This window comes from Streptomyces sp. NPDC059895 (assembly GCF_042731035.1).
Taxonomy (GTDB): Bacteria; Actinomycetota; Actinomycetes; order Streptomycetales; family Streptomycetaceae; genus Streptomyces.
The window spans coordinates 151795-174026 of the sequence record NZ_JBHWKO010000001.1 but is presented as its reverse complement, the minus strand read 5'-3'; the positions used below and the strand labels follow the sequence as shown (position 1 = coordinate 174026).

Below are 22232 nucleotides of genomic sequence, written 5' to 3'. Positions count from 1 at the left end.
CAGTGCGGAGGGAGACACATCGTGACCCAGGCGGGGCAGGGGGAGGAGCCCCAGGAGCCGGACGCCACCATGCAGTTGAAGGTTCCGACGCCTTTCAAGGCGGACGAGACCATGCAACTGCGGGTACCGGAGCAGGGCATACCCGACAAAGAGGGCGCAGTCGACTCTTCGGGCGAGTCGGCCGCGACGGGCAGAACCCGTACGACGGGAAGCCGGCGCAAGGCGCCGAAGCCTTCCTTCCGCACCCGCTTGGCACCCCTGTTCGCCCCCCTGGTCGCCCGGCTGGCCCCGCTGACCGCGGTCCTCGCCCCCCTGGTCGCACGTGTCACGCCGTACCTCCGCCGGATACGGCCGCAGTACCCGCGGCCGGGCCGCACCGGCTGGCGCCGGTGGCTGCCCTCCTGGCGGCAGTGGCTGGGCGGCGCGCTGGCCTCCATAGGCCTCAGCAGCCTCTTCCTGGTGGTCGCCTACGCGGCCACCGACATCCCCGACGACCTCAACACGTACGCCACCCAGCAGGACAACGTGTACTTCTGGGCCGACGGGACGCCCATGGCCCGTACCGGCTGGGTGCAGCGGCAGGCGATGCCGCTGGAGGACATACCCGAGGACGTCCGCTGGGCGGTCCTCGCCGCCGAGAACGAGAGCTTCTACAGCGACCCCGGCATCTCCTTCAAGGGCATCAGCCGCGCCCTGATCCGCACCATCGGCCAGGGCGACACCCAGGGCGGCTCCACGATCACCCAGCAGTACGTCAAGAACGTCTACCTGAACCAGGACCAGACGGTCAGCCGCAAGTTCACCGAAGCGATGATCGCCCTCAAGCTCGACAACCAGATGAGCAAGGACGAGATCCTCGAGGGCTACCTCAACACCAGCTGGTTCGGCCGCGGCACCTACGGCATCCAGCGCGCCGCCCAGGCCTACTACGGCAAGGACGTCAGCAAGCTCAACGCCAGCGAGGCCGCCTTCCTCGCCTCCCTCCTCAAGGGCGCCGGCCTGTACGACCCGACCCTGAGCAGCGCCAACCGCGCCCGGGCAGTCGAACGCTGGTCCTGGACCCTCGACCGCATGGTCGTCATCGGCAAGCTGTCCGCGGCCGAGCGGGCCACGTACAAGAAGTTCCCGGAGCCGCTCAAGAGCAACCCCCTGTACGACACCGGTGAGCAGAGCGACTACCTGGTCGAGCTGGCCTCGCAGTACGCGAAGAAGACCGCGAAGATCTCCGACAAGGACTTCGACCTCGGCGGCTACCAGATCTACACGACCTTCGACAAGGACCTGGAGACCGAGCTCACCGACGCCGTCACCAAGGCCCGCAAGAAGGCGCTGAAGGACGACCCGAAGACCGCGAAGACCGCGCACTACGGTGCCGCGTCGGTGGCCGACGACGGCCGGATCCTCGCCGTGTACGGCGGCCCCGACCACCGTACGCAGGGCTACAACGAGTCCAACGCCACCACCGTCCCCGCCGGTACGGCGTTCCTGCCGTTCGTGTACGCCGCCGGACTGGAGCACGGCGTCCAGAAGAGCCGCGACGGAGAGGCGACCCCGATCACCGGGGAGTCCGTCTACGACGGCGACGACGACGTGCCCGTGACCACACCGGAGGGGCCGTACTGGGACCGCAGCGGCCGCAAGGTGTCCGCCAGCAACGACGGCGACAAGTCGTACGGGGACATCACGCTGCACCAGGCCCTGGCGTTGTCGGTGAACACGCCGTTCATGCAGCTCGGCATGGACGTCGGCCTGGAGAAGGTGCGCGCCACCGCCGAGGCGTCCGGACTGCTGTCCTCCAGCATCGGCGCGCAGGTCCCCGCACTGTCCATGGGCAGCTCCACACCCAGCGCCATCCGCATGGCCAGCGGCTACTCCACGTTCGCTGCGGCCGGCAAGCACACCGAGCCCTACTCGGTGCGGCAGATCACCCACAACGGCACCAAGGTCCGCCTGGACCTGCCCGACCCGACCCGGGCGGTCGGCGCCGACGTGGCCGAAGAGGTCAACAGCGCGCTCGCGGACTCCTTCCGCACCGCCCACCCCGACGCCGCGTCGGCCGGCGCGGCGGTGGCGGGCAAGGCCGGGACCACGGAGAAGGACACGGCCGCCTGGTACGTGGGCACCGCGACGTCCGTCTCCACGGCCGTCGTCGTCTACCGCATCGATCTGGCCGAGAGCCTCGAACCACTGCCGCTGAAGGGCATCGCGGGCACCGGCGACGACAGTGTCCCCTACGACATCTGGTCCGGTGCCATGAACCCGCTCGGCTGACCACCGAGCGGGCCACCTCCCCAACCGCCTGGAGAATGAGCCGCAATGAAGCCACCGTCGGGCCGCCGCCGCAAGGCCCGGGCAACGCGCCGCAGCCGCAGCACCGCCTTCCATCCGGGGTTCCTGACCCTGGCGGCGTTCCTCGTCGTCGCCTCGCTGACGGCGGGCTACCTGGTGCTCAACCGCACGGACAACACCACGCCGACCGCGTCCTCGGGGGACAAGAAGACGACCGCGGCGGCGTCCGAGGAGCCGGAATGGGACGGCAAGACCGAAGTCCTGGGGGACGGCTCCACCTCGTACACCGGCCCGCAGGACGGCCAGCTGAAGGCCGAACCGCTCAAGCCCGGTGAGAAACCGCCCCAGTTCGTCGTCTTCTCCTGGGACGGCGCGCTCGCCGGCGACGACGGGCTGTTCACGCACTACCGGGAGATGGCGAAGAAGTACGACGCCCACATGACGTTCTTCCTCACCGGCATCTACCTGCTGCCCAAGAGCAAGGCCGACCTCTACAGCCCGCCCCAGCACCCCAAGGGCTCCGCGGCGATCAGCTTCCCCACCGACGAACACATCCGCACCACGCTCGAGGACCTCGCCAAGGCGTGGGAAGAGGGCAACGAGATCGGCACCCACTTCAACGGCCACTTCTGCGGGGAGGAGGGCGGCGGCGACTGGAGCGTCGAGGAGTGGAAGAGCGAGATCGACCAGTTCTACTCCTTCGTCGAGAACTGGAAGACCAACACCGGCTACACCGACATGGACCCGCTGCCCTTCGACTTCGAGAAGGAGGTCACCGGTGGCCGCGCCCCCTGCCTGGAGGGCCAGGCGAACCTGCTGAAGGCCGCCAAGAGCTACGGCTGGCGCTACGACGCCAGTTCCGCCGGCGACTTCCAGATCTGGCCGACGAAGAAGAACGGCATCTGGGACTTCCCGCTCCAGATGCTGCCGTACGAGAACGGCGACTACCAGGGCCTGTCCATGGACTTCAACTTCCTCTACAACCAGTCCGAGGGCGAGACCGACGGCGACCCGGACATGTACGCGCAGTGGCAGCAGGAGACCACCGACACCTACATGGCCGGCTTCGACCGCGTCTACTACGGCAGCCGGGCCCCGCTGTTCATCGGCAACCACTTCGAGGAGTGGAACGGCGGCATCTACATGAACGCCGTCGACGAGGTCATCGAGAACGTGTGCACCAAGAAGGACGTCAAGTGCGTCTCCTTCAAGGAGCTGGCGGACTGGATGGACGTGCAGACGCCCGAGACGCTGGAGCGGCTGCGCACCCTGGACCCGGCGCAGTCGCCGGACTGGTCGACCGTCGTGCAGTGACCACCGGGCGGGGGCCGCGGGCCGGGGGGTGACGTTCCAGTAACGTCCTACGGTCCGCGGGCACATCCCTCTTCTCAACGGCCGCGGGCACCATGCGAAGATGCCCTCTCCCCGGCATCCCTTCCGCCGGGGCAAGAGGGGAAACATCAGTGAAGTCAAGGAAACTGAGCCGTACGCGGCGCCGCGCCGCGATACTCGGGGCGGCGGCGACCTCGGTCGTCGCCGGGGTGGCACTGCTGCCCAACTGGAGCGCGGGCGCCTCCGTCGTCGACGACCCGACGGTGGACGCCAAGACCAAGGCCACCTTCCAGCGGCTGGCGGACGCGGTCTTCACCGACCGCACCGACGCCCTGGTCGCGGGCGGGCAGGGAAACCGGGAGAAGCCGCTGACCGACGGCTTCTCCGGGGACGTACGCATGTCCTCGGGCCAGGCCCGCAAGGAGGACGCGGCCCTGTCCTCGCTGGACCGGCGCAAGGAACGGCTCGCCGAGCTGGGCGAGAAGTACAGCAAGGGCAGCACCACCGTCACCCTGGACGCCACGAGCGTGAAGGGCCGCAAGGCGAAGGTCGCGGTCACCGAGACCACGACGCTCACCTACCAGAAGGTCCGCGGCGACGAGCCGAACACCACCGGCTTCCAGGCCCACCACGAGCTGACGTTCACCGCCGGCCGCAACGGCGACTGGCAGCTGACCGCCGTCCGCGACACCGACGAGGGCTACCTCGCGGTGAACCAGCCGGCCGAGCCGGCCGTCGAGCCCATGACCGCGGCGACACCGACGGCGACGACGGCCGCGACCACCACGCCGTCGGCGCCCAAGGCGTCGACCACGTACCCCGGCCCGGCCAACGCGAAGAACTTCACCGCGAGCGGCCTGGACTACCAGGCGATGGCGGCGTACGCGAAGCAGTACTGGTCGACCTACAACACCGCCTACCCGGACTTCAGCGGGGCGGGCGCCGGCGGCGACTGCACCAACTTCGTCAGCCAGGCCCTGAAGGCCGGCGGCTGGAAGCACGTCCCGGGCTACGTGTACGACTACACCAAGTGGTTCGGCAACGCCGACATCCAGTCGGACTCGTTCGTCGGCGTCAACGAGTGGTCCTGGTTCGCCCAGAACTCGAAGCGGACGACCAGCCTCGCCAACGTCTACCAGCTGGACGTCGGCGACGTGCTCCAGGTCGACTTCGACAAGGACGGCTCCAAGGACCACACCATGATCGTCACGTCCCGCAGCAAGGGCGTGCCGTACGTGACGTACCACTCCACCAACACCTACAGCAGGTCGGTGGCGAGCATCATCGCGTCGTACCCCACGGCCGCGTACTACGCCTACCGCACCTGACCGGGCCGTACCCGGTCAGGTGGGGAACTCCTTGCGCCGCTCCTGGTGAACGTCCCGCCGCTCCGCGAGGTCGGGGTGGCGGGCCCGCCAGTACGGGTTGTCGTGCGGCAGGGCCGATCCAACCCTGCCGTACATCCCGAAGACCAGCAGCAGGATGCCGATCACGAAGCTGAGCATGCAGTTCTGGATCTCGAAGGCCAGGAAGTTGTACGGCGTCTCCAGCAGCGCCATGTTCAGGAAGCCGCTGAGGATGAACAGGACGCCGAGGACCATGTTCAGCGTCGACGCGAAGTTCCCTCCGATCACCATGCCCACGAGCAGCAGCAGCCCGACGGCGACCGACAGCCAGCTGAGCGCGCCGTTGGTGTTCAGGCCCCAGACGGTGTCACCGCCCGTGTCGAAGAAGCCGATCCGGTCCAGGATCCCGAAGATGCCGAAGCCGAGCAGTCCGAGGCCCATGACCCCGGCGCCGATCCGGTAGACCCGGTTCAGGCGGTGGTCGACGGGAAGATGCTCGTCGAAATCGATCCGCTTCCGCTGCCTGCCGTGCACCGCGTGGGTGGCCATCGTCGCCTCCCTGAGGGTATGAGGTGTCCACGGCGGCCGCCGCGGCCCGTACGGACACCGCGCGGCCGTCCTTCCCAATATCCGCCCGGCGTGCTCCGGCGGCAACGGCAGCCAAGGCGGCGCTGCGGCGGCAACGGCAGCCACGGCAGCCACGGCTCAGTGGCCGGCCGCCGCCCCCCGCTCCTCACGGATGCGGGCCACCACACCGGCCACCGTGTGCCGCACGGCCTCCGTCTCCGTCAGGAAGTGCCAGTAGTCGGGGTGGCGCCCCTCCAGCGTGGCCACCGCCCGCTCCAGGCGTGCCACGGACTCGTCCAGCGGGCGCGCGTCCCGCGGGTCGGGGGTGCTGCGGCCCGCCATCGCCAGCCGCTGCGCGTCCCGGATCGCGAACCGGGTCCGCTCGATCTCCTGCCGCGGGTCCTTCTGCACGGCGTTCAGCCGGGTCAGCCGGTCCCCGGCGGCCGACACCGCCTCGTCGGTGGAGTTCAGCAGCGCCCGCGCCGTCGACAGCAGCGCGGTGGCGTCCGCCCAGCGCTGCGCGTCCCGCGCGCTTCGCGCCTCGGCCAGCTTCGCCTCGGCCTGCCGTATGTGCTCCGCGGCCTGTTCGGGGACGTGCTGGAGGTCCTGCCAGCAGGCCGCGGTGAAGCGCCGGCGCAGCTCGCTGAGGACCGGCTCGACCTGCCCGGCCCGGGTGGTCAGCGCCTGCGCCCGGGTGCGCAGCGACACCAGCCGGCGGTCGGTCTCCGCGGCCCGCTCCGGCAGCCGCCCGGCCTCCGACCGGATCGCCTCGGCCTCCCGGGAGACCCGCTCGGCCCGCTCCAGGGTCTGTGGCACGCCGTGCTGCCCGGCGCCCTGGTTCAGCTTGGTCAGCTCGGGCGCGAGCGCCGCGAGCCGGGCCGCGAGGTCGTCGGCCCGCAGCCCCGTGCCCCGGGCGGCGTCCAGCGCGTTCGACGCGGCCAGCAGCGTCTGCCGGGCCCGCTCCACGGCGGGCGCCAGCCGGGCCAGTTGCGTCTCGGCCTTGCCCAGCAGCGGCCCGAGCCCCTCGGTGAACCGGTCCAGCTCCCGCTTCACGCGGTCCAGTTCGTCCTTGGCCCGGGTCAGCTCGGCGCGGGCCCGGGTGGCGGCCGACGCCTCCAGGTCGTCCCGGTCGAGGTCGTGGGCGTCGACGGCCTGGATGTACTGGTGGCTGGCCTCGTCGATGCGCCGGCCGATGCCCTCGAAGTCGGCGACCGCGCGCCGGGCGGCGGGCGAGGCGTCGACCGCCGTGATCGTCTCGATCGAGATCCGCAGGTCCCGTTGTGCCGTGTCCAGTTCGTAGAACGCGGCCGCCGCCGCGTCCTTCGCGGCCTGCGCCTCGGCCCGCTGGCTCTCCGCCCGCCCGCCGAACCAGCGCCGGGTGCCGCCGCCGGCGAACGCGGCGGGCAGCGCGAGGGCGGTGACGAGCGGCAGGGCGGCCAGGAGGGTCAGGGTGTCCCCGAGCACGCGGAGGCGTGCGCGCGGCACCGACGGCGAGTACGGCTGTGCTGGTGTCGCCGTCACATCCCTCTCCCGTGCTGTGGTCGGCCCTGCCCGGTGTCATTGTCCCACCGGTGAGAGACGAACACACGGGCCGGTCAGTTCGCGTTCCGCACCGTGACTTTGCCGTCCTCGGTCCGCGCGGACACCACGTGCGCGCCGGCGTCGTCCCGGGGCACGGAGACGTCCACCGCGCCGTCCTCGGTCCTCGCCGTCACGCGGTAGGCCGCCCGGGGGAGCGTGATCGTCACCGACCCGTCGTCGGAGGCCGTCTCCACCCGGTCCGGTACGGCACCGAGGTCGAGGCGGACCGAGCCGTCCCGGGTGCGGGCGCTCACCCGGCGGGAGGAGACCTCGGCCCGCACCGAACCGTCGTCGCTGCGCAGGTCCAGCGGGCCGGTGGAGTCGGTGACCCGCACCGGGCCGTCGGCCGTGCGGATGCTCAGGGGGTCCCGGAAGCCCGACGCGCGGACGCCGCCGTCGTCCTCCTCGACCGTGACGGCGACACCCCGGGGCACCTCGACGCGGTGCTCGGCCGCGCAGTCGGCGATCACGCCGGAGCAGCGCACCCGCAGCACCAGCCGGTCGTCCTTCATCGACCAGGACACCTTCGGGCCGTCGCCGATCGCGACCGACCCGTCGAACCACCGGGTGACCCGGACCGTGCCCGTCGGGTGCGCGTCCGAGGCGACGATCTCCAGCGCCGAGTCGTCGGAGTCGACGGTGAGGGTGTCGCCCCGCAGCGCGAAGGACCGGTGGTCGGGGTGCTCGTCGTCGCCGGCGGAGGCGCAGGCGGTCGCGGTCGCGGCGAGCGCCACGACGACACCGGTGACCAGGGCGGCGCGCGCCCCGCGCGCCGCGCGTGCCGGCGCGGTGGTACGGATCATGGTGGTTCCCCCTGGACGGACCGCGCGGTCCGCGTCGACGCCGCTGTTCCCCGACGCCCTCGACGGTAGGCAGCGGCCGTCCGCCGCACGATCCGGTGCGCTCCCGTATCCGGGGTGGGGACAACCCCCGATACGGGTTTGCGAGGCAGTGCCCCGGGCAAGGTAGGCTGTCGACTCGTTCTGGGTGCGTAGCTCAGGGGTAGAGCGCCTGCCTTACAAGCAGGATGTCGGCGGTTCGAAACCGTCCGCGCCCACCAGACGAAGCGCGAGGGCCTCCGGGAAGTTCCGGAGGCCCTTTCGCGTGTCCCTTACGGGCGGGCGGGCTGGCGGGCGCAGGAGCGCGGTCCGGCGCCCGGCCGGCCCCGTAGCCCTCCTCGCCGGCCCCTAGGCCCTCCCCTAGCCCTCCTCCCCGGACGGGATCTCGTGCGCGTGCTTGAGCCGCATACGGGCCTCCACCCGGTCGCCCGCGGCGACCTCCGCCCAGAAGCGGTGCCCGCTCACGAACACCGCGAGCTCGTGCTCGCGCTGCCGGAGCTTCTCCACCTCGGCCTGCTCGTCGGCCGTCCAGCCCGGGGAGGCGGACCGCTCCACCTTGCGCCAGCCGCCGTCGTCACTGAAGCCGTCCAACGGCTCGACCGACCAGGGCAGCCGCTTCAGCAGGGCCGACAGCTCGGCCCGGACCTGATGCAGCTCCTCCTGACCGGCGCGCAGGTCGCTGGGAAAGTCGTAGGTCGTAGCCACCCGGCAATGGTACGCCTGTTCGAATTTGGGTCGCGACTCGCTTCGGCGGGTTCATGTGTTCGGCCAGGGGTCTCCATCGAGCATGGCGCGCGGCACAGTGGAGGCATGAACGCGGACAAAGGAAACATTCTGGCCCGGGGGCGGGTGGCGACCAGGCTCCCGGCGCAGGATCTGGACCGGGCGCGGCGCTTCTACGCCGAGCGGCTCGGTCTGGAGCCCGTCGACGAACGGCCCGGCGGACTGCTGTACCGGTGCGGGGGCACGGAGTTCGCCCTGTTCGCGTCGACGGGAGCCTCGCCCGGCACCTTCACGCAGATGGGGTGGGAGGTCGACGACGTCGAGACCGTCGTGTCGGAACTCAGACGGCGTGGGGTGACGTTCGAGGAGGTCGACGTGCCCGGGTTCCGGACGCGGGACGGGATCGCCGCGATCGACGGCCACTACCCGAGCAAGGGCGCGCGCGGGGAACGCGCCGCCTGGTTCCGCGACAGCGAGGGGAACCTGCTGGGCATCGGCGAGCCGGTCGTCTGAGCCGGGCGCGCGGTCCGGCGGACGGGTCCCCGCCGTCGTACCCCTGCCCCCGCGGTGGCCGTGCGGGGTGCTCGTCGGGACCGTCCGACGGCCGGTACGCCGACGTGGGCCACGGGGGAGACTGGAGACATGTGCCGGAGCATCAAGACACTTCGCCCGCCCGCGCTGGCCGAGGAGGCCACGGAGGACGAGATCAGGGCCGCGGCCCTCCAGTACGTGCGGAAGGTGTCCGGCTTCCGGGCGCCCGCCGCGCACAACCGGGAGGTGTTCGACAAGGCGGTGGAGGCGATCGCGGGGGCCACCGCCGAGCTGCTGGGCGGTCTGGAGGTCCGGGGCGCGCCCGCGGGACGCGGGTCCGTGGCGCCGGGGGCGTGAGTCCGGGCGGGCGGTGTGACGCCCCCGGACCACGGGCGCGCGGACCACGGGCGCGCGGACCACGGGCGCGCCCCCTGCGCCACGGCTGACCGGCCGGACCGGGGCTCAGGCGGGCTGGCGCCGCATCAGGTACGCCGCTCCCGCGCCCGCGGCGAACAGCGCGAGCAGCGACACGCCCGTGGTCAGCCAGGTCGTGCCCAGCCAGTGCGCGCCGAAGTAGCCGAGGGCGGCGCTGTAGGCGGCCCAGGAGAGGCCGGCCAGGGCGGACCAGGGCAGGAAGTCGCGGGCGCGGCGGTGGGCGGCGCCCGCGATGAGCGAGACGACCGAGCGGCCGGCGGGGGCGAAGCGGGCCAGGACGACCAGTGCGCCGCCGCCCCGGGCGAGGGCCCCGCCGAGACGTTCCTGCGCGGTCGTGAGCCGCCGGGAGCGGGAGATCGCGCGGTCCAGGCGGGCGCCGCCGCGCCGGGCCAGACGGTAGGCGGCCAGGTCGCCCACGACCGAGGCGGTCGCCGCGCACAGGATCAGCGCCAGGATGTCCGGGACCTCGTGCGCGACCAGTCCGGTCGCCGCCCCCGAGCCCGCGGCCGCCGCCGTCGCCGCCGTGATGACGAGCACCCCGCTCGGCAGCACCGGCAGGAACACGTCGAGGAGGACCGACAGGGCCACCAGCGCGTAGATCCATGGAGCGCCGATCAACGCCCCCACACTTTCGAACACCGCAGACTCCCCGTGACTCCCCCGTGCGGCCCGACCGTGCCGCGATGTCGCGGGGGAGCGGCAGGTGCGGCCGATGACAGCCATTCAGCGTACGCCGGGGGTGGGACAGGAGTTTCACCGGGGGCTCGTGTGTTCGGCACGGTTCGTTCACCCGGTCGATCGCCGGGGGGCCGTTCGAGCGGGGCGGGGTGCTCCGGAAGGCCGTTTCCGGTCCGAGCGGCCGTTTACGGTGCGGGCGGGCCGTTTCCGGTCCGAGCGGGGCGTTCCCGGTGCGGGCGGGGCGCCCTCCGTGGTGGTGCGGAGGGCGCCCGCTCGTGCGTCGGGGCGGCTCAGGCGCCGACCGCGGCCTTTCGCGGGGCCGGTTCCCGCAGTTCCGTCGTCGGCCGCGTCCGGCGGGTGAACAGCCGGTCCAGGCCGAGCGCGCCCGAGCCGGTGAAGACCAGCAGCAGGAGGGTCCAGCAGAACAGCGCGGAGGCCTCGCCGCCGTTCTCCATGGGCCACAGCGCCCCGGGCTGGTGGACCGTGAAGTAGGCGTACGCCATGGAGCCCGAGGCGACGAGCGCGGCGGCGCGGGTGCCCAGGCCGAGGAGGACCAGGCCGCCGCAGACCAGCTGGATCACGGCCGCGTACCAGCCCGGCCAGGTGCCGGCGTGGACCGTGCCGCCGTTCGTGCCGGAGGCGCCGCCGAGGACGCCGAAGAGCGAGGCGGCGCCGTGGCAGGCGAAGAGCAGGCCGACGACGATGCGGAACAGGCCGATCGCGTACGGGCGTGCGGTGTCGAGACGAGCGGACATGTGGGGGGGTGCTCCTTCGGTGTCGGTCGGGCGGCCGGTCCCGGGGGCGGGCCGGCCGGTGGGGGCGGCGGTACCGAATGAGCGACCCACGTTAGGCGTACCTAATCGATGCTTGCAAGTTCAACATTCGGCCATGGCCGACCGCCCGCCACCGGATCGGTTCCCGCCTCCACCGGATCGGTTCCCGCCTCCACCGGGTAGGTTCTCGCCTCGACCGGGTAGGTTCTCGCCTCGACCGGGTAGGTTCTCGCCTCGACCGGGTCGGTTCTCGCCTCCACCGGGTCGGTTCTCGCCCCCGCCGGGTCGGTTGCCGCCCCCACCGGATCGGTTCCCGCCCCCGCCGGTTCCGCCTCCGCCCCCGCCGCGCGCAGGACCGCTCTCGCCACCGCGTCCGCGTCCGACAGCGTGACCGAGTCCACACCCGGGCGGGCGCCCGCCGCGGTCACCCAGTGCACCCCTTCCGTGGGCACGCCGAACGCGAACCGCCGCGCATGGGGTGTGCCGTGACGGTCGATCAGGTGGTACGGCCGCGGTGTCACGTCCAGCCCTCCGGTGACGTATCCGTCGACCGTGTGCGGGCGGCACCGGCCGGTCCGCAGCAGCCGGGCCAGGAGGCCGTCGGCGGTGCGCCGCAGATCCGGTTCCGGAAGCCGGGCCTCGACGAGGGCGGTCACCCGGACGGCCGAGCCCGGCACGTCCGGCGAGTGCGCCCGCCAGGCCCCGTCCTCCTCGCGCACCTCCAGCCGGGGGCCCAGCACCTCCACCACCCCGGCCTCCACCAGCGCGGCCAGCTCCTCGATGCGGCGGCGGGGCGGGCCGATGGAGAGGAAGGCGTTGAGCGGCGTGTACCAGCGGTCGAGATGGTCCCGGCGGGAGGCGCCGGGGAGCCCTCCGTGGTCGACGACCAGCCGCAGTTCGTTGCGCAGGTCGCGCAGCACGTCCAGGGCCGCCTTCAGCGGCCCGCGCACATTGCCCCGCGCCGCCTCCTCCGCGTCCCGCCGCAGATACGCCAGCAGCCACTCCCGCCACCGCCCCGGGTCCGTGAACTCCTGCCCCGCGTACGGCCGCGAGATCCGCTCCCAGCTCCAGCGGTCGGCCCGCGCCACGCCGAACGCGTCGAGGACGGCGGCCTCCCGCCGGTCGCCGTGCGGGACGGCCAAGAAGCGGTCGGTGAAGCCCGGGTCCCCGAGGAGGGCCGAGTAGTAGACCGTCTCCACCTCCTTCGCCACCAGCGGCCATATCTCCGCCAGGAAGTCGGGCGCGTCACCGGAGTCCGCCCGTTTGCGGAAGCCCGAGACCACCTCCGGGGTGAGGACGAGCGGGACGTGGCGGCCGTAGGGGCCCTTGGCGTTGTCGCCGCGCGCCTGGTACGGCACGCCCCGCCGGGAGCCGGCGTACAGGCGCGGCTCGCGGCCGGAGGGCAGGTAGCGCAGCCCCCGGCCGGCGGTGACGAAGCGGCCGCCGCGCCCGGTCGTGAGCAGGGCCGTGTGGTCGAAGAAGTTCAGGCCCAGTCCGCGCAGCAGCACCGGTTCGCCGGGGCCGAGGGCGGAGAGGTCGACGTCGGCCGGGTTGGCCGGCGGGACGTGGCGCAGGCCGTGGCGGTCGGCGTGGGCGGCGTGACGCCGCTGGGCCGCGTCGGCGACGACCGGAAGGTGGCCCTGCGCGAGGACCACGGCGGCCAGCCCGCCCACGATCCGGCCGTCGTCCAGGGTGAGCGCCTGACGGCCGTCCGCGGCGTCGTCCAGCCGGACCGCGCGGGCCGCGTACGTCTCCACCCGCACCTCGGGCGGGGCCTGGCGGACGGTCCGCGCGAACACCCACTCCAGGTAGCGGCCGTAGTCGGCGCGGGTCGGGTAGTCGTCCGGGCCCAGGGTGCCGGCCGCCCACTCGTGCAGGCTGGGGCCGGGCCGGACGGGGCCCGCGCAGTCCACGCTGTCGTCGGTGAACAGCGTCACCTGGGAGGCCACGGTGTTCATCAGCAGCTCCCGCGACTGCGCCGTACGCCACACCCGGCCCGGTCCGGGCGGGGCCGGGTCGACGACGTGGACGGTCAGCCGCACCCCGGGCGGGAGCAGTTCCGGGGCGGAGGCGCAGAGGCGTTCCAGCACACTCGTGCCGCGCGGCCCGGCACCTACCAGGGCCACGGCGACCGACGCCGGTCGCGGGGTGTCGAGGGGCGACGCCGGTACCGCGTTCACTGAGGACAAAGGGGTGACTCCCGGGCGTGTGGGGCGCAATGGAGCGAGCCGTCGCACGCCTCCGCGGGGTCCGGTGGGCCCCAGGGAAGCGGACGGTCCGCCTCATCATGCCCTCGGGTGCCACGGAAGCCAACGCGCGTCCCACTGGCCCCGGTTGTCCCGCTCAGGAGGTCAAGTCGGACTCCTCCACGGTTGTCAGCCCGCCCTTCTCCCGCGCGTGCTCCAGCCGCAGCCGGGCCGAACGCCCGTTCAGCGTCAGGGTCATGAGCTGGTTGCCGAACCAGGGCCCGCCGGTCTTGCGCCAGTCCACGACCGGCCGGGGGCAGCGCCCGTGCCGTGCGAGCCGGCGTCCGAGGGCGCGGGCCGGGGCGCTCCAGCCGATGCGGAAACCGAGCCGGATCGACAGGGGGATGGAGTTGTGGACGGGCGAGCAGGTGAGCTGGAGCACCCGCGCGTCCGGCGCGGCCGCCCGCCACCGCGGCTCGGCCACGTACGCGTGGTGCACGTCCCCGGACAGGACGAGCACGCTCGCCGGCGCCTGCGGTCCCGAACCGACCGCGGCGAGCAGCTCGGCGAGCGCGGTGAAGGAGGTGGGGAACGCGGCCCAGTGCTCCAGGTCGGCCGCCCGCCGCACCTTCTCCGAGAACCGCGCCCACCGCGGGCCCCGCTCCCCCCGGCACAGGGCCGCGTTCCACGCCTCGGCGTCGTGCACCAGGTGCGGCAGCAGCCAGGGGAGGGAGGAGCCGACGAGGAGGTGGTCGTAGGAGCCGGGCTCGTCCAGGGCCTGTTCGCGCACCCACGTGGCCTCGCCCGGGTCGAGCATCGCCCGCCCGCCCTCCTCCAGCACGCGCGCCGCCCTGCTGTCCACCATCAGCAGCCGGACGCGCCCGAAGTCGCGCCGGTAGCTCCAGCGCACGGAGGCGGGGTCGTCGTCCGCCCGGTGGGCGAAGTCGCGCAGGGCGTCGGTGCCGTCGGGGGCGTCCCGTACGGTCGTGTAGAGCGGGTCGGCGGCGAGTTCGGCCGGGGAGAGGTTGCCGATGTGCTGGTGGACCCAGTACGACATCAGGCCGCTCAGGATCCGCTCGCGCCACCAGGGGGTGGCCCGCATGTCGGCGAGCCAGGCGGCGGAGGTGTTCCAGTCGTCGATGACGTCGTGGTCGTCGAAGATCATGCAGCTGGGGACGGTGGACAGCAGCCAGCGGACGTTGGGGTCGAGCCAGGACTCGTAGTAGAGCCAGGTGTACTCCTCGTAGTCCGCGACCTCGGCGCCCGGCGGCTCGGCCACGTCGCGGCGGGTCGCCAGGCGCCGCTGGGTCGCGTCGGAGGTCTCGTCGGCGTACACCTGGTCACCGAGCAGCAGCAGGACGTCGGGCCGCTCGCCCTCCGGGTCGGCCGCGATGCGCGCGGCCAGACTGTCCAGGGCGTCGGGGCCCACGGGGTCCTTCTCGTCGGCCGGGGGCGCCGCCCACCGGCAGGAGCCGAAGGCGACGCGCAGCCCGTCGTCGCCGGCCGGGGTGCGGATGACGGACGGCGGCTGGCGCGCGTCGGGCGGCGGCCACACGGGGGTGCCGTCCAGGAGCACCTCGTACGCGGTCGCGGTGCCCGGGGTCAGCCCGGTCACCGGGACCAGGGCGTAGTGGTGCCCCGCCACCTGGAAGGTGCCGGCCGTGCCGCCGGCGCCGTCCGCGCACCGCACCTCGGCGACGCACGGACGGCTCGCCTCGACCCAGATGGTCGCGGACGAGCCGTCGGTGTACCTCAATAGGGGTCCCAGCCGTAGTCCGGCCACGTGATCGCCTCCTCCGTCGCTCCGTACGGTACGGAACGACGGCGGCCGCGGGCGAGGTTCCGACGCCGAATTCCGGCCGGACGGCGCCGGAAGGACTCCGTAGGGGTGCGGTGCGGTGCGTCGCCGGGTGCGGGCGGTGCGTGGCTTGTCGCGCGGTTCCCCGCGCCCCTGAGGTGCGTGCGGTGCACGTCCCCGAAGGGGGCGCGGGGAACCGCGCGGTCGGCCGCCGGCGACCCGCGGGCCGCGTCGCGCGGGGACCGGGCGGGTCGGCCCGGTGCCGGGAATCGGGTGGGGCCGCCGGGATCAGCAGGCGGAGAGGTAGCTCGTCAGCGCGCTCTTCTCGGCCGAGTCGACCGAGAGGCCGTAGTAGTACTTCACCTGGACCCAGGCGCGGACGTAGGTGCAGCGGTAGGACGTGACGGACGGCATCCAGGTGGCGGGGTCCTGGTCGCTCTTGGCCTGGTTGACGTTGTCGGTGACGGCGATGAGCTGCGGGCGGGTCAGGTCGTTGGCGAACGCCTGGCGCTGGGCGGTGGTCCAGGAGTCGGCGCCGGAGTCCCAGGCCTCGGCGAGCGGCACGAGGTGGTCGATGTCCAGGTCGGAGGCGGCGGTCCAGGTGGCGCCGTCGTAGGGGGAGTACCAGCTGCCGCTGGTGGCGGCACAGGCGGAGTCCTGGACGACGCTCGTGCCGTCCCGCTTCAGGACGACCTCGCGCGTGTTGCAGGTGCCGGACTGCGTGATCCAGTGCGGGAAGAGGTCGCGGTCGTAGCCGGTGCGGTCCTCGGTGGCCACGGTGAGCGAGGCGAGGTAGGTGCGGGCGGTGGCGGCGCTGACCGGGGTCGGCAGGGCCGCGGAGGCGGTGGGGGAGTTGAACAGCGCGACGGAGGCTATGAGGCCGGTGAGCGACGCGAGTATGCTGGCCCGTCGACGCGCGTAGACCTTCGACATGCGTGACATGCGAACTCCCTTGGGGGTGTGGGGCGTTGGGGTGCGAGCGAGTGAATGCTCGTGGCGCCGCGTTGCGGGGGGATGTGCGCGCGGTAAGAAGCTAGTGACGCGTACATGACAAGACAAGGTGTGTGACATGACTTTCACGCCCGCCGGGCCGGCCTGAAAGTCACGTAGTATGGGCGGCGCAGAAGGGGAGTAGCTCTTCGCCGGACCGTCGACACACTGCTCAGCTCGTCCCTCGGGACAGCCGAGCCGGCGCCCGGAGGCAGACCCGTGAGCGGGCCGGCCAGCGAGACCTTCGGCAAGCAGTGCACACCTGTGTCCCACGGCACAGGTGCCGTGTGTGCTGCCGTGCCGAGGCGTCTTCGAGCGAAGGAAGCAGCACTCTCGGTGGGGCGGCCCCGACCGATTGAGGACCCTTGATCAGCCTGACCGTGACGGCGCTCGTCTTCGGCGTCGTCTTCCTCGCCGAACTGCCGGACAAGACCGCCCTCGCCGGCCTCGTCCTCGGCACCCGCTACCGCGCCTCCTACGTATTCGCCGGCGTCGCCGCCGCCTTCACGCTGCACGTCGTCCTCGCCGTGGCCGCCGGCAGCGTGCTCACCCTGCTCCCGCAGCAGATCGTGCACGCGCTGACCGGTGTGCTCTTCCTGGGCGGCGCCGCGGTGCTGCTGATGAAGAAGGACGAGGGCGAGGAGGAGATCCGCAAGCCGGAGAACCAGTCCTTCTGGAAGGTCTCCGGGGCGGGCTTCATGCTCATCCTGGTCGCCGAGTTCGGCGACCTCACCCAGATCATGACGGCGAACCTCGCCGCCCGCTACGACGACCCGCTCTCCGTCGGCCTCGGTGCGGTCCTGGCGCTGTGGGCGGTGGCCGGCCTCGGCATCGTCGGCGGCAAGGCCCTGATGAAGCGGGTGCCGCTGAAGCTGATCACCCAGATCGCGGCCGTGCTGATGCTGGGCCTCGGCGTGTGGAGCCTGTGGGAGGCGGTCGCGGGGTGAGGCCGGGGGTTCCGGGCGCCCGGCCCCGGGTACACGGCCCCGGGCGCCCGGGGCCGTGTGACGGTGCTGGGGCGGGTCGGGTGGTGCCTGTCGCGTACGGCACGGGCCGGCTCCCGTACGGCGTGGCGGCCGGTGTGCCGGCGGGCGGGGGAGCGAACGGAAAGTGAACGCTTCCCGGGGGGAGTGGCGTCAGGCCCGTATTGTTTTGTACCGTAGGGAAACAAAGTGGCTCCCGCCCGTTTTCCCTGACCGGCGGGCGGGGCCGCCTTGTTCCCCCGGGGGACCGGCCTGAGCGTCCCCCGTCCCTGCCTGGAGTCGCCGATGCCGGCCGCCGCGTCCGCCACCGTCCTGACCGCCCGTGCCCTCCTCCTCGACATGGACGGCACCCTCGTGAACTCGGACGCCGTCGTCGAGCGCGTCTGGCGGCGCTGGGCCGAACGGCACGGTCTGGACGGCGACGAGGTGATGAAGGTCGTGCACGGCCGCCAGGGGTACGCGTCGATGGCCGTACTGCTGCCCGGCCGGCCCATGGAGCGGAACCTCGCGGACAACGCGCGGATGCTGGCGGAGGAGACCGCCGACCTGGAGGGCGTGGTACCGGTCCCCGGGGCGCCCGGGTTCCTCGCCTCGCTGCGGGACGTTCCGCACGCGCTGGTGACCTCGGCGGACGTCGCACTGTCCACGGCCCGGATGGCCGCCGCGGGGCTCCCCCTGCCCGAGGTCCTGATCACCGCGGAGTCGGTGGGCGCCAGCAAGCCGCACCCGGAGGGCTTCCTCAAGGGCGCGGCGGAGCTGGGCGTCGACCCGGCGGAGTGCGTGGTGTTCGAGGACTCCGGGGCGGGGATCGCCGCCGGGCGGGCGGCCGGGATGCGGGTCGTCGGCGTCGGGCCGCGGGCGGTGGCGCACCGGCCTGACGTGGTGGTGCGGGACCTGACCCGGGTGCGGGTCGAGGTCGCCGCGGAGGGTGTCCGGATCCACGTCACCGGGGTCCGGGGCTGAGGCCGTCACCGGGGTCCGGCGCTGAGACCCGGCCCGGCGGCCGGCCTCACGGCTCCTTGGTCTCCGCCTCCAGCTTCGCCCGCGTGGCCGCCCCGTACACGCCCAGTTCCTCCCCCTGGATCCCCCGCGCCCACTGGAAGTTCCGCAGCGCCTCCTCGACCCTGCCGGTGAAGACGCCGTTCACGTCGTCGTTGTAGAGGTACAGCTGCCTCAGCCGCAGCTGGAGCTCGGTGACCTCGGGCCCCCGGTCCCCGCGCTGCAGCACGGTGGCCGCGGGGCTGCTGTCGGCCTCGTCTCCCTCGTCGGCGCCGCTCTCCGGGGTCAGGGAGCCCGTGGCCTCCGCGGTCGGCGTACTCGGGCTCGGCTCGGCCGTCTCGGACGCGGACGGCGAGGCGCTCGAGGCCGACGGCGACGGCGAGGAGCTCTCGCTCTCGGACGGGGACGGGGAGGCGCTGGACGCCGAGGGGGACGCGGAGCGGCTCGCCGGCGCCGACGCGGCCGCCGTGCTCCGCGAGGTGTCCGGTACGGCCGCCCGTACGTCGTCGGCGGCGGAGCCGTCGCGGCTCGGCGTCTCGTAGGAGAACAGCCCGCTCGCGAACCCGGCCGCCGCCACGACGGCCACGGCCGCACCGGCACAGGCGACCAGCAGCGTCCGCCGGCGTCGCCCGTGCGGCCGCTCGTCGTCGACGGGGACGTACGCGGTGTTCCCGTCGGCGTCCACCGCCTCGAACAGACTCAGGTCGGTGGCGCTCGGCTCCGAGGCCGCCGGGGCGAGGGGCGTGGGCAGTGCCGCGGCCGACGGCTCACGGCGGCCGGCCGGGTCCACCGCCCGCAGGGTCATCGTCGCCTCGGAGGCGGACGGCCCGGGCACGGTCGCGTCGGAGGTCGTGGGCGGGGCCGCGGTCGCGTCGGTGACCGAAGGGAGAGCCCTGGTCGGGTCGGCGATCGAGGGGAGAGCCCTGGTCGCGTCGGACGCCGACGGCAGGGGCGCGGTCGCGTCGGCGACGGAGGGGAGAACCCTGGTCGCGTCGGAGACCGGCGGCACGGGCGTGGTCCCGTCGGACACCCGCGCTTGCGGCACGGTCCCGTCCGGGATCCGCGGCAGGGGCATGGTCACGTCGGCCGGCGTGGACGCCTCCGCCGCGCCCTGGCCGGCCCCGGGAGCCCGGCCGGTCCCCGCGCTGTCCGCGCCGCCCCCGCCCTGCCCGTTCCGTCCGCCCGGCCCGCTCCCCGCGTCCGCGCCGCCCCACGCGGACGCGGTCGCCGCGTTCGCCGTGCTTCCGGCACCCGCCGTCAGGCTTCCGGCACCCGCCGTCACGCTTCCGGTGCCCGCCGTCGGGCCCCCAGTGCTGCCTGCGCCCTCAGTGCTGCCTGCGCTGCCAGTGCTGCCTGCGCTGCCAGTGCTGCCTGCGCCGCCAGTGCCGCCTGCGCCCTCTGGGCCGGCCGCACCCTCCGTGCTCTCCGCGAGTTCGACGTACGGCCGTATGCGCAGCGGATCGAAGTCCTCCGCCGCGGCCGCCTCCGCCTCGCGGGTGTCGCGCAGGGCCTCGGACGCCCGCAGGGCGCAGCCGCACGAGGGCGTGTTGTCCGCCGCGCGGAGCGTTCCGCACTCCGGGCACGGAAGCCCGTGCTGGCCGGGCCGCGGTCGCTCGCGCCGCCCCATCGGTTCGTCCACCTGTTCGTTCCCTCCCCATGCGAACTTCAGAGATTATGCAGATCCTCCACACAAGTTCTCGCCCGCGACCCCCGGAACCGGCGGTTCCGAAAGGACTCGGGAGGCCATAACGGGACACACCGATCACGATGGAAGGTGTCACGTGAGCCTCGGGAGGCATCCATGGCCTTGGACGCGCACGCCAGGACCGGGGATCCACGGGATCCGCGAGAGGAGCATGTTTCCGGCAACGTCCTCGTCTCCATCGGCGCGCTGCTGCTCGGCATGCTGCTGGCCGCCCTGGACCAGACGATCGTGTCCACCGCGCTGCCCACGATCGTCAGCGAACTCGGCGGCATGGAGCACCTGTCCTGGGTGGTCACGGCGTACCTGCTGGCGTCGACGGCGGCGACCCCGCTGTGGGGGAAACTGGGCGACCAGTACGGGCGCAAGAGGCTGTTCCAGACCGCGATCGTGATCTTCCTGCTGGGTTCGGCGCTGTGCGGAACGGCGCAGGACATGCCGCAGCTCATCGCCTTCCGGGCGGTACAGGGCCTGGGCGGCGGCGGGTTGATGGTGCTGTCGATGGCGATCGTCGGCGACCTCGTGCCGCCGCGTGAACGCGGCCGGTACCAGGGGCTGTTCGGCGCCGTATTCGGCGCCACCAGCGTCCTCGGCCCGCTCCTCGGCGGCCTGTTCACCCAGCATCTGAGCTGGCGCTGGGTCTTCTACGTCAACCTCCCCGTCGGGGTCGTCGCGCTCGCCGTCGTCGCGGCCGTCCTGCACATCCCGCGCAGGGCGACGAAGCACGTCATCGACTACCTCGGCACGTTCCTCATCGCCGCCGTCGCCACCTGCCTGGTCCTCGTGGCGTCCCTCGGCGGCACCACCTGGGGCTGGGGATCGCCGCAGACCGTCGGCCTCGCCGTGCTGGGCGTCGTGCTCGCCGTCGCGTTCGTGGCCGTGGAGCGGAAGGCGGCCGAACCCGTCCTGCCCCTGAAGCTGTTCAGCGTCCGGACCTTCACCCTCTCCGCGGTCATCAGCTTCATCGTCGGCTTCGCGATGTTCGGCGCGATGACCTACCTGCCCACCTTCCTCCAGGTCGTGCACGGCGTCTCGCCGACCATGTCCGGCGTGCACATGCTGCCCATGGTGGCCGGTCTGCTGCTGTCGTCGACGGTGTCCGGGCAGATCGTCAGCCGCACCGGCCGCTGGAAGGTCTTCCCGGTCCTGGGTACCGCCGTGACGGCCCTCGGCCTGCTCCTCCTCCACCAACTCGACGCGGACAGCCCCACCTCGGAGATGAGCGCGTACTTCCTCGTCTTCGGCGCGGGCCTCGGTCTGGTGATGCAGGTGCTGGTCCTCATCGTGCAGAACGCGGTGTCCTACGAGGACCTGGGCGTCGCCACCTCCGGCGCGACCTTCTTCCGCTCCATCGGCGCGTCCTTCGGCGTCGCGATCTTCGGCACGGTCTTCGCGGGCCGCCTCGGCGACAAGCTCGCGGACGCCTTCCGGGGCGTCGACCCGCCGCCCGGCGTCTCGGCCGGCGCGCTGGAGGCCGACCCGCGCCTCATCGGCGGCCTGCCGCCCGCCCTGCGCCCGCCGGTCCTCGACGCGTACGCGTCCTCCATCACGGACGTCTTCCTGTACGCCGCCCCCGTCGCCTTCCTCGGCTTCGTCCTCGCCTGGTTCCTGCGGGAGGACCGGCTGCGCGGCTCGGTCACCGCACCGGACGCCACCGAGACCCTCGCCAGCAACCCCGTCGAGCGGTCGTCGTACGACGAGGTGTGCCGGGCGCTGTCCGTCCTCGGCACCCGGGAGGGCCGCCGCGAGATCTACCGGAGGATCACCGCCCGGGCCGGCTACGACCTCCTCCCGGCCGCCAGTTGGATGCTGCTGCGGATCAAGCGGTACGGCAGTGTCGAGCCCGGCATGCTCGCCGAGCGCACCAACGTCCCGCTGCCCGCGGTCCTGGAGGCCGCCCGCCAGATCGAGGAGCGCCGCCTCGCCCGGCGTGAGGGCCTGGACCTCCTGCTGACCCCCCGGGGCCACGAGGTCGCCGGACGCCTCTCCCGGGCCCGCGAGGAGTCGCTGGCCGAGCTCCTCGGCGACTGGTGGGGCCCCGACCGCCCCACCGACCTGTCCCGCCTGGTGACGGAACTGAACGAGGAACTGTGCGGCTCGGACCGCGAACAGCCCCACGACATGCGGCCGGTGATTCGGCTCGGGTGAGGGCGTGCGGGTGTGAGGGCGCGAGGGCGTGCGGGCGTGCGGGCGTGAGGGCGTGAGGGTGTGGAGGTGTGCGGGGCGTGAGGGTGTGCGGGGCGTGCGGGCGTGCAGGCGTGCGGGCGTGCGGGCGTGCAGGCGTGAGGGTGTGCGGGGCGTGCGGGCGTGCAGGCGTGCAGGCGTGAGGGTGTGCGGGGCGTGCGGGCGTGCGGGCGTGCAGGCGTGAGGGTGTGCGGGGCGTGCGGGCGTGCGGGCGTGCGGGCGTGCAGGCGTGAGGGTGTGCGGGGCGTGCGGGCGTGCGGGCGTGCAGGCGTGAGGGTGTGCGGGGCGTGCGGGCG

Annotated in this window: 18 protein-coding genes and 1 tRNA gene; 9 read left to right on the top strand and 10 right to left on the bottom strand. The window is 73.2% G+C overall.

What is annotated here, in order from left to right; genetic code table 11:
* The first annotated feature begins 69 nt into the window (after positions 1 to 69).
* From ACFV9M_RS00785 to ACFV9M_RS00775, 3 genes are all read left to right on the top strand, one after another.
* On the top strand, positions 70 to 2271 hold the full coding sequence (locus ACFV9M_RS00785; RefSeq protein WP_385062266.1) for a transglycosylase domain-containing protein: 2202 nt from the start codon (positions 70 to 72) through the stop codon (positions 2269 to 2271).
* Positions 2272 to 2316: 45 nt separating this feature from the next.
* Entirely contained in the window at positions 2317 to 3603 is a 1287-nt protein-coding gene (locus ACFV9M_RS00780) for a hypothetical protein (RefSeq protein ID WP_385062156.1), read from the top strand.
* 149 nt (positions 3604 to 3752) lie between these two features.
* The gene (locus tag ACFV9M_RS00775; protein ID WP_385062155.1) at positions 3753 to 4949 is read left to right on the top strand and encodes an amidase domain-containing protein; all 1197 of its coding nucleotides are present in this window, start codon (positions 3753 to 3755) and stop codon (positions 4947 to 4949) included.
* Positions 4950 to 4964: 15 nt separating this feature from the next.
* Here the strand turns inward: ACFV9M_RS00775 and ACFV9M_RS00770 are convergent, their stop codons facing one another.
* The 3 genes from ACFV9M_RS00770 to ACFV9M_RS00760 all read right to left on the bottom strand — a co-directional run bounded on the left by ACFV9M_RS00770 (position 4965) and on the right by ACFV9M_RS00760 (position 7918).
* Positions 4965 to 5516 (bottom strand): DUF4383 domain-containing protein, encoded by a 552-nt coding sequence (locus ACFV9M_RS00770; RefSeq protein ID WP_385062153.1) that lies wholly within the window; start codon positions 5514 to 5516, stop codon positions 4965 to 4967.
* A gap of 156 nt (positions 5517 to 5672) precedes the next feature.
* A complete protein-coding gene (locus tag ACFV9M_RS00765) occupies positions 5673 to 7055 on the bottom strand; it encodes a hypothetical protein (protein ID WP_385062151.1) in 1383 nt (460 codons plus the stop codon).
* 74 nt (positions 7056 to 7129) lie between these two features.
* Positions 7130 to 7918 (bottom strand): DUF4097 family beta strand repeat-containing protein, encoded by a 789-nt coding sequence (locus tag ACFV9M_RS00760; protein ID WP_385062150.1) that lies wholly within the window; start codon positions 7916 to 7918, stop codon positions 7130 to 7132.
* A gap of 182 nt (positions 7919 to 8100) precedes the next feature.
* On the opposite strand from ACFV9M_RS00760, the gene ACFV9M_RS00755 reads away from it, so the two are divergent.
* A tRNA-Val gene (locus ACFV9M_RS00755) sits at positions 8101 to 8175 on the top strand.
* Between the two features lie 139 nt (positions 8176 to 8314).
* Here the strand turns inward: ACFV9M_RS00755 and ACFV9M_RS00750 are convergent.
* The gene (locus tag ACFV9M_RS00750) at positions 8315 to 8659 is read right to left on the bottom strand and encodes a hypothetical protein (RefSeq protein ID WP_385062149.1); all 345 of its coding nucleotides are present in this window, start codon (positions 8657 to 8659) and stop codon (positions 8315 to 8317) included.
* A gap of 105 nt (positions 8660 to 8764) precedes the next feature.
* On the opposite strand from ACFV9M_RS00750, the gene ACFV9M_RS00745 reads away from it, so the two are divergent.
* Together ACFV9M_RS00745 and ACFV9M_RS00740 are read left to right on the top strand one after the other, a co-directional pair.
* Entirely contained in the window at positions 8765 to 9190 is a 426-nt protein-coding gene (locus tag ACFV9M_RS00745; RefSeq protein WP_385062148.1) for a VOC family protein, read from the top strand.
* Between the two features lie 129 nt (positions 9191 to 9319).
* Positions 9320 to 9565, top strand: a complete 246-nt coding sequence (locus tag ACFV9M_RS00740; RefSeq protein WP_385062147.1) for a DUF2277 domain-containing protein — start codon at positions 9320 to 9322, stop codon at positions 9563 to 9565.
* Positions 9566 to 9670: 105 nt separating this feature from the next.
* On the opposite strand, the gene ACFV9M_RS00735 is transcribed toward ACFV9M_RS00740, so the two are convergent.
* The 5 genes from ACFV9M_RS00735 to ACFV9M_RS00715 form a co-directional block, all read right to left on the bottom strand.
* Entirely contained in the window at positions 9671 to 10282 is a 612-nt protein-coding gene (locus ACFV9M_RS00735) for a DedA family protein (protein WP_385062146.1), read from the bottom strand.
* A 329-nt stretch (positions 10283 to 10611) separates the two neighbouring features.
* Positions 10612 to 11076, bottom strand: coding sequence for a DoxX family protein (locus ACFV9M_RS00730; protein ID WP_385062144.1), 465 nt, complete (start codon positions 11074 to 11076; stop codon positions 10612 to 10614).
* A gap of 101 nt (positions 11077 to 11177) precedes the next feature.
* Positions 11178 to 13274, bottom strand: coding sequence for an FAD/NAD(P)-binding protein (locus tag ACFV9M_RS00725; RefSeq protein ID WP_385062264.1), 2097 nt, complete (start codon positions 13272 to 13274; stop codon positions 11178 to 11180).
* A gap of 163 nt (positions 13275 to 13437) precedes the next feature.
* Positions 13438 to 15063: an alkaline phosphatase D family protein gene (locus ACFV9M_RS00720; protein WP_385062142.1), complete on the bottom strand. Its 1626-nt coding sequence runs from the start codon at positions 15061 to 15063 to the stop codon at positions 13438 to 13440.
* 303 nt (positions 15064 to 15366) lie between these two features.
* Positions 15367 to 16011 (bottom strand): HNH endonuclease family protein, encoded by a 645-nt coding sequence (locus ACFV9M_RS00715; protein WP_385062263.1) that lies wholly within the window; start codon positions 16009 to 16011, stop codon positions 15367 to 15369.
* A 422-nt stretch (positions 16012 to 16433) separates the two neighbouring features.
* Between ACFV9M_RS00715 and ACFV9M_RS00710 the strand changes: the two genes are divergently transcribed.
* Both ACFV9M_RS00710 and ACFV9M_RS00705 read left to right on the top strand, forming a co-directional pair.
* A complete protein-coding gene (locus ACFV9M_RS00710; RefSeq protein WP_385062140.1) occupies positions 16434 to 17015 on the top strand; it encodes a TMEM165/GDT1 family protein in 582 nt (193 codons plus the stop codon).
* A gap of 321 nt (positions 17016 to 17336) precedes the next feature.
* Positions 17337 to 18014, top strand: a complete 678-nt coding sequence (locus ACFV9M_RS00705; RefSeq protein WP_385062139.1) for an HAD-IA family hydrolase — start codon at positions 17337 to 17339, stop codon at positions 18012 to 18014.
* A gap of 46 nt (positions 18015 to 18060) precedes the next feature.
* Here ACFV9M_RS00705 and ACFV9M_RS00700 read toward each other — a convergent pair whose 3' ends face one another.
* Positions 18061 to 19125, bottom strand: a complete 1065-nt coding sequence (locus tag ACFV9M_RS00700) for a peptidoglycan-binding protein (protein ID WP_385062262.1) — start codon at positions 19123 to 19125, stop codon at positions 18061 to 18063.
* Between the two features lie 726 nt (positions 19126 to 19851).
* Here ACFV9M_RS00700 and ACFV9M_RS00695 point away from each other — a divergent pair.
* On the top strand, positions 19852 to 21900 hold the full coding sequence (locus tag ACFV9M_RS00695) for a DHA2 family efflux MFS transporter permease subunit (RefSeq protein ID WP_385062137.1): 2049 nt from the start codon (positions 19852 to 19854) through the stop codon (positions 21898 to 21900).
* Positions 21901 to 22232 lie beyond the last annotated feature (332 nt).

Excerpts from the sequence above, each read along its gene's own strand:
- ACFV9M_RS00785 (WP_385062266.1), top strand. The coding sequence starts at position 70 with ATGCAGTTGAAGGTTCCGACGCCTTTCAAGGCGGACGAGACCATGCAA.
- ACFV9M_RS00780 (WP_385062156.1), top strand. The coding sequence starts at position 2,317 with ATGAAGCCACCGTCGGGCCGCCGCCGCAAGGCCCGGGCAACGCGCCGC.
- ACFV9M_RS00770 (WP_385062153.1), bottom strand. The coding sequence starts at position 5,516 with ATGGCCACCCACGCGGTGCACGGCAGGCAGCGGAAGCGGATCGATTTC.
- ACFV9M_RS00760 (WP_385062150.1), bottom strand. The coding sequence starts at position 7,918 with ATGATCCGTACCACCGCGCCGGCACGCGCGGCGCGCGGGGCGCGCGCC.
- ACFV9M_RS00745 (WP_385062148.1), top strand. The coding sequence starts at position 8,765 with ATGAACGCGGACAAAGGAAACATTCTGGCCCGGGGGCGGGTGGCGACC.
- ACFV9M_RS00740 (WP_385062147.1), top strand. The coding sequence starts at position 9,320 with ATGTGCCGGAGCATCAAGACACTTCGCCCGCCCGCGCTGGCCGAGGAG.
- ACFV9M_RS00730 (WP_385062144.1), bottom strand. The coding sequence starts at position 11,076 with ATGTCCGCTCGTCTCGACACCGCACGCCCGTACGCGATCGGCCTGTTC.
- ACFV9M_RS00715 (WP_385062263.1), bottom strand. The coding sequence starts at position 16,011 with ATGTCGAAGGTCTACGCGCGTCGACGGGCCAGCATACTCGCGTCGCTC.
- ACFV9M_RS00705 (WP_385062139.1), top strand. The coding sequence starts at position 17,337 with ATGCCGGCCGCCGCGTCCGCCACCGTCCTGACCGCCCGTGCCCTCCTC.
- ACFV9M_RS00700 (WP_385062262.1), bottom strand. The coding sequence starts at position 19,125 with ATGCCCCTGCCGCGGATCCCGGACGGGACCGTGCCGCAAGCGCGGGTG.
- ACFV9M_RS00695 (WP_385062137.1), top strand. The coding sequence starts at position 19,852 with ATGGCCTTGGACGCGCACGCCAGGACCGGGGATCCACGGGATCCGCGA.